Origin of the sequence: Paenibacillus sp. MSJ-34 (genome assembly GCF_018918005.1) — a bacterium.
Taxonomy (GTDB): Bacteria; Bacillota; Bacilli; order Paenibacillales; family Paenibacillaceae; genus MSJ-34.
The window spans coordinates 77141-83529 of record NZ_JAHLPR010000032.1 but is presented as its reverse complement, the minus strand read 5'-3'; the positions used below and the strand labels follow the sequence as shown (position 1 = coordinate 83529).

Genomic DNA, 6389 nt, shown 5'->3' with positions numbered 1-6389 from the left:
CAAATGGGTTATGAAGTAGAGCTACGTGAGATAGTCCCAGCATAACTGTAACTTTATGGATATTAATGTTGCTTAGGAAACCTTTTCGGTCCAAGGGACTTTAGCGCTTTAATGTTAAATAGTTTATTTTCGTACAAAAAAGTCGGGTTTGTGTTCTATTTGCCCAAAACAGGCGTTAATGGCCTGTTCGGGGACACACATTCCGCTATTGCCTAATTTGAGGCCAACTCGGCGCGGTTTGGCAAAAATAGCGGATCGTCGGTCCGCGCAGGCCTATATGTATAAAGCTGCAGCCCCTAAGGCCGCAGCTTTGTATTATCTATCCGTTTACGGAGTAAACAGAGGCAAATGCGAAAGGTAAATAATATCGTCCCTGTCCGCGGCGTCGCCTTCTGCCAATATAGCCGCTTTCGCCGCCACCGTTCCTCCGGCCTTGACCACCAGTTGCTCGATCGCCCGGATCGATTCGCCGCTGCTGATCACGTCGTCGATGATCGCGATCCGCTTGCCGGCCATTTCCTCCGCATCCGCCCGGTCCAGACAAAGCGTTTGCTTCTTCTGCGTCGTGATCGAAACGACCTCGCCCACGAGCGGCGCATCCATATACGGCTTAACGCTTTTGCGGGCAACGATATATTTCTTCATATTTAACAATCTCGAAATTTCGAATATTAGCGGAATCCCTTTCGCCTCCGCCGTAATCAGCAAATCGACCGGCGGCAGCTTCTCCGCGAGGGCGGGCGCGGCGGCGCACACCATTTCCGTATCGCCCAAAATAACGAAGCTGGCGATAGCAAGCTCCCTGTTCACGGCGACGATCGGAAGTTCCCGCGTTATTCCGGCGACTTCAAGCGTATATGTTCGGGTCAATGGATAACACTCCTTGTCGTTCTGTAATCAAATTCGTCTCATCTGATTGTAACTTCAAACGGTTCGCGAAGTAAACCCGGATATTCGGTAATCGTGAAGGAAAGCGGCTGGACGTATTTCTCGTTCGGAATATACATATAGAAACGCTGCACTCCTTCCTCCAACTCCGCGGAACTGGCCGACCATGACACTTTCCCGAATTTCTCCTGCTCTTTAAACCGCCGTCCGGAACCGTCCGTAAATTCCGGCGCAAACGGAACATAGCCCTTCAGATCGCCGGACTCCACTCCTTTCATAACAAACTGCAGCATGACGATATCTTCGTCGATGGACTCCACTTTTTCCAATTGAATGCGTCCGTCGGGCGCTTTGATCATTTGTTTCGTCTCGGTATCGACAACCGCTTCAAGTTGCGATTTATCCAAAGCGCGCACAAACGCTCCTTGGACTTTCAGATGTTCGGGCATCGTAAAATAAGGGCTCTCGAAATCGAGCACTTGCCGATTCGTTCCAAGCTCCGCTCCCATTTCCCGCAATCGGGCGCCTGTCTCGTCAACCAATTCGATATCCCCGAAACCGAATATTTGCTGCTCGTTGGATTCGTCGAATTCCACCTCGATTTGCACGCGCGTCGGGTAAACGACAGCATGACGAAATGTGATTTTTTGTCCTTGCAAAGACACCGTCTCATTCAGCAGATATGTTTGCTTCATCGACTCGAATCGGGCGCGGTCAACGGTGAACGCGACTTCCCAGGAAATGGACCGGTCTACCTCCTCCAATCCTGCTTCAGACATACGGCCCGCACCGCTAAACCCCGGCGGCTCCAGTATCTCCTTCCGGGCCTCCGGTCGAAACTTCACGATCAATCGTTCCGGCAACTGTTGTCCCACCGGCAAACTAAAGTCGATATACCCGTTTTCCTTCGTTCGACCGCCGCGATGTTCGCGCAGGTTATTCGGATCGCTATACTTTGACACGTACTCCAAATCCCCGCCGTTCCCCGTATGCAACGACGGAACGAGTCGTTCCTCAAGACCTTCCGGACTTTGCAGCGTATAAAAAACGATCAGACGCGATTCGTCTGCGAGAATCCCGTCAACGGTAAACGAAACGCCATCATGTTCGTCCGTCACCCCGATCGGTTGAATCAAGTCGTTCTGCACCGCATTTTGCAGTCCGCGATCGCCGCTAAACCATTGCATCAATGTGCTCACGCCCGGCAATTCGCTCACCAATGCCGCGAAGGCCGGCGATACGCTCATCGTAACCGGAACGAGCAGCAGCAACAGGCATGCAGCCGCCGTTCCCCATACAACCCGCAGCCGCTTCCGCTTCGATCGCCGCGCGCGGGCGATTCCGCTGCGAACATGGGCCTCAAATTTATGTTCCGGAACAGGAATCTCGGGTTCCATCTCTCTCGCTGCCGCCAACAAACGCTCTTCATCCCGAAACGGGGCTTCCGTTTTCCGTCCACCTGTCCGCTCTTCGCTCTCGGGGTTCATTCGCTCTTTCCGTTCCAACATGGTTCGCCATCCACCTCCGTTCCCATCGTTCCGCGCAAGCTTCTTAACGCCTTGCTCAGCCAAGTTTTTACCGTGCCTTCGGGACGTTCTAGAATGCGGGCAATTTCTCCGATCGTCAAATCATGGTAATATTTTAACAAAATAATTTGCCGGTATTTCGGCTCCAACCGCTCGACGGCAAGTTCGATCCCGAGCCCGCTCAAATCCATCGCTGACGCGCGCTCATCCGGCAACGGTTCTAAAATCGGCAGCACCCTCCGCCGCCTCTTCTGTTCGTCGATGCAATAATTGATCAAAATGCGGATGAGCCATGTCGAGACATATTCCGGCCGCTTCAGTTTCCGCAACTGTTTGTAAGCGCGGTAAGTCATCTCCTGAATCGCTTCCAGCGCATCGTCCTCATTCCGCAAATAACGATAGGCGATCCGGTATAAACGTTCCCTGTCGCTGTTGATCAATTCGTAAAACGCTTCATCGTCTCCCCGCTGCGCCCGGCGCATCCATTCACTCCGATCCATTGTTTCCTCCCGCCATTCGTTCCACTTCCCCTTATTTTTGCATGGAGAGATGATCGCTCCAATCGTCCTCCTGAAACACTTTGCTTATATCTTTAGACTGCCGAGACGGCCAAACGGTTTTGGCGCACCATAAATATATCGGCAAAAATATGATATACGGCTCGTTCCGCATAATCCCTCGGGGTGCGATACTGTGTTAGCATAAAACTCGCAATCGATCGGGTACCGTTTCGTTTAGAGGATCTGGGCTCAGATGGCGTTTGGTGTATGAAATTTCGAACAAAATCGAATGATTCGATCCGTGCGCCGCTCGTTGTTGGTTTTCGTATACATTTTGTGGCCTCTCGCGGATTTTCAGAGTTATGTGCATTTCATCGACAGCCTTTCACACTCCGCACCAATCAGGGTTTCTACGCCGTGCGAAAAAAGGACTCTCCAAAAGTCAATCGACTTTGGACAGTCCTGCAAGCAGCTACCCTTTCCAGTTCATTTTCACTTCTTTGACGCCGTCGACCTTCCAGATCCGTTCCAGCAAGTCCGGCATCACTTTGCCCCTCGAGGAATGCACCCGGAATTCGAGCGACACCTTTTTATTGTTCTCATCGTTCGTCTCGTCGACGACAATCATCTGCTCAACGGTCATATTCGCGTCCTTCAACATGCTCGTCAATTCATGCAGCTTGACCGGCCGATCGAATAGCGTAATTTTCAGCGTGCCGGACTTGCTGGAAAACAAAAACTTCGATTCGATTTTGCTAAGCACCATAATACTAAGCAGAATAATTACCGTCGTCACGATCGCGGGCAAATAAAATCCTGACCCGACGCTCAGCCCGATTCCGGCAACCAGCCATAACGTGGCTGCGGTCGTTAGTCCCGAAATCATATGATTGGATCGGCGCAGAATCGCGCCGGCCCCGAGAAACCCGATACCGCTGACGACCTGCGCCGACAACCGGGCCGGGTCGAATCTGGCGTTCGGGTGATTCAGCAATTCGGAACTGAATCCGTATATGGATGTCAGCATAATGAGCGCCGAGCCGAGGGAAACGAGCAAATGCGTTTTGAAGCCCGCTTGCTTATGCCTTCGCTCCCGCTCCCAACCGACAATCCCGCCCAATATTGCGGCGAGCACTAACCTAAAAATCATCGTACCGATATCCAACTCAATGACCGGCATCTACAGCCCTCCCTTTTTCCCGTGTGCAAAAATAAAAAAAACCCAAGTGCATACGCGTGCCGAAACAACGCGCCGTCACTTAGGGGTTTCTCCATGTTCTTTCCCTTCCGACAAGGATATTCACTTCATTTGCGAATCTTGCCAACGCCATAACTCCTTGCTTGATGTGGAAATACCGATTGCACCGCTATTCAAGGCCGCTTTGAGATCGTCCAAATCTTTCATCAATCCTCCGGCGATCACAGGAACGTTCAGTTCCTCCTGGATTCGCCCCATAATTTGGCTGCAAACCATTCCCGGCAGCACTTCGATCGCATCCGGCTGCGAGCTCTTCGTCATTTTGATGCCGTTGTCCAGCGAGACCGAGTCGAAGACGAACAGGCGCTGAACCGTCATCAGTCCGCATTTTTTCGCTTCGGAAATGATGGAGCCTTTCGTCGTCACAATGCCGTCGATGCCGATATGCTCTGCCATAAAAACGACGCCCATCTTATCCTTGCCGATGCCTTCAAGCAAATCGAAATGAACGAACGACAGCTTGCCCGCGTCGCGTATTTGCTCCACAATCGAACCGATCGTAAAAATATCCGCCTTTAATATAAAAACGATATTTGAAGTGGATTCCAGTATGCTCGGCAATTCATCCTTATTGACCAATGAGGTAATGACCGGTTTATGCTTCAATCCGTAAGCGAGACCGTGAATGCCCGCAGTATTTCCTCTCATTTTTTCACCTCTTAACGATATCGAAGACCGTATCCAATATATAATCGGGCTTCACCGCTGCGGATGCGACGTCTTCGTGCTGTGTAACCCCTGTCATAACTAGAGCGGTGTTCATGCCCGCTTGTTTTCCCATCAATACGTCCGTTTCGATACGGTCCCCCACCATTAAGCAGTCTTTCGCTTCCAACTGCAAAATGTCCAACGCTGTAAGCGCCATCAAAACAGACGGCTTCCCGATAATCGTCTCCACCCTTTTCCCGGTCGTCCCTTCCACCGCGCCGATCATGCCGCCGCAATCCGGGACGTCTCCTTCCGGAACCGGACAAGTCCGGTCGGGATTCGTGGCGATCGGAATCGCGCCTCGTTTGATCGCCTGGTAAGCGAAGTTCAAATGATCGTAATGAAACTGGCGATCCCATGACAGGACGACGATATCGGTATCCTCGGGCGTACTAGCGAAACGGATGCCGTTGCGCTTGAACTCTTCTTTAATCATGTCCTCGCCTATGACATAAACTTTAGCATTGTTATAATTGTCTTGTAAATAATGAATTGTGACAACAGTAGGGTTCAACAAATTGTCGAGCGTCACGTTAATCCCCATTTTATTCAGCTTGGTTACGTAATTTTCACGCGAATCGATCGTTTTGTTCGTTAGAAACAGCAATTTTTTGCCTGATTGCTGCAAACGGCGGATCGTCTCTACCGCGCCGTCAATCGCGTGATCGCCCAAATAAATCGTCCCATCCAAATCGAATATATATCCGGAAAAATGATCCACTTGTCCTCTACCTCTCTATGCCATATTAATCGAAGCTAAAAACCTGCAAATCGGAGGCGATCGAAATTTTCGCACGTTTCTCCTCCGGCAACTCCTCCAGCACTTCCTCGTAAGGCTCCCGATCCGTCACATGCACCAGCACGATGCGGTCGATATGGCTCATATCGTAATAGCCGGCCACTCCCTGCAGGCTGCTGTGGAAAGGCAGCGGCTCCCGCGCCGTCGTCGCCTCGTGTACGAGCAGGTCGACGCGGGGAACTTCGTTGATCGATGCATTCAACATCGTATCCGCAGAGTATACGATCGTCCGATCCTTATAAGCGATTTTCAAACCGACGGTCGGCCCGGCATGCAAGCTCGGAAACGAGGAAATTGCGAGATCGCCCCCGCGGCAAATTTCCGCAGGCCGTTCCCAATCGAACGTATGAATGCGAATGTCGAACAAGATCGGCCACGTACCGGTTTGCAGCGCCTCGAGCCATCCGCGGAGCGTCGCTTCGCACGCCGAAGCGCAATAGATGTCAAGCGCCTCGGCGCGCCCGTCCATCCACATTCCCCATAGCAGCGAAGGAAGCCCATACACGTGATCGGTATGAAAATGAGTGAAAATAATGCGTTTGATCTCGCCCGTCGTCATATCGAGCTTCTTCAATTTGCCGAGCGGATTGCCGCCGACGTCGACCAACGTCGATCCGGATGCATCCCGAAACAGCAAATAGGTGTTGTCGCGATCGACGCCGCATGCCGCGCATGCCGTTCCCATCAAAATCAGTTCCATTTTCGTCACC

At 51.7% G+C, this 6389-nt stretch carries 7 protein-coding genes; all 7 read right to left on the bottom strand.

Going from position 1 to position 6389, the window contains the following annotated elements:
* Positions 1-327 precede the first annotated feature (327 nt).
* Complete coding sequence (locus tag KQI79_RS16975; RefSeq protein ID WP_216539480.1) at positions 328-870, bottom strand: phosphoribosyltransferase family protein; 543 nt, start codon at positions 868-870, stop codon at positions 328-330.
* A 38-nt stretch (positions 871-908) separates the two neighbouring features.
* The gene (locus KQI79_RS16970; protein WP_216539479.1) at positions 909-2396 is read right to left on the bottom strand and encodes a DUF4179 domain-containing protein; all 1488 of its coding nucleotides are present in this window, start codon (positions 2394-2396) and stop codon (positions 909-911) included.
* On the bottom strand, positions 2372-2914 hold the full coding sequence (locus KQI79_RS16965; protein ID WP_216539478.1) for a sigma-70 family RNA polymerase sigma factor: 543 nt from the start codon (positions 2912-2914) through the stop codon (positions 2372-2374). The genes KQI79_RS16970 and KQI79_RS16965 overlap by 25 nt, the downstream gene beginning before the upstream one ends.
* 472 nt (positions 2915-3386) lie before the next feature.
* Entirely contained in the window at positions 3387-4094 is a 708-nt protein-coding gene (locus tag KQI79_RS16960; protein ID WP_216539476.1) for an MgtC/SapB family protein, read from the bottom strand.
* Between the two features lie 120 nt (positions 4095-4214).
* Positions 4215-4820, bottom strand: a complete 606-nt coding sequence (locus tag KQI79_RS16955; RefSeq protein WP_216539474.1) for a glycerol-3-phosphate responsive antiterminator — start codon at positions 4818-4820, stop codon at positions 4215-4217.
* 4 nt (positions 4821-4824) lie between these two features.
* Complete coding sequence (locus KQI79_RS16950; RefSeq protein ID WP_216539473.1) at positions 4825-5601, bottom strand: HAD-IIA family hydrolase; 777 nt, start codon at positions 5599-5601, stop codon at positions 4825-4827.
* A gap of 25 nt (positions 5602-5626) precedes the next feature.
* Entirely contained in the window at positions 5627-6379 is a 753-nt protein-coding gene (locus tag KQI79_RS16945; RefSeq protein ID WP_216539471.1) for an MBL fold metallo-hydrolase, read from the bottom strand.
* Between the last annotated feature and the right edge of the window lie 10 nt (positions 6380-6389).

Excerpts from the sequence above, each read along its gene's own strand:
- KQI79_RS16960 (WP_216539476.1), bottom strand. The coding sequence starts at position 4,094 with ATGCCGGTCATTGAGTTGGATATCGGTACGATGATTTTTAGGTTAGTG.
- KQI79_RS16970 (WP_216539479.1), bottom strand. The coding sequence starts at position 2,396 with ATGTTGGAACGGAAAGAGCGAATGAACCCCGAGAGCGAAGAGCGGACA.
- KQI79_RS16955 (WP_216539474.1), bottom strand. The coding sequence starts at position 4,820 with ATGAGAGGAAATACTGCGGGCATTCACGGTCTCGCTTACGGATTGAAG.
- KQI79_RS16945 (WP_216539471.1), bottom strand. The coding sequence starts at position 6,379 with ATGGAACTGATTTTGATGGGAACGGCATGCGCGGCATGCGGCGTCGAT.
- KQI79_RS16965 (WP_216539478.1), bottom strand. The coding sequence starts at position 2,914 with ATGGATCGGAGTGAATGGATGCGCCGGGCGCAGCGGGGAGACGATGAA.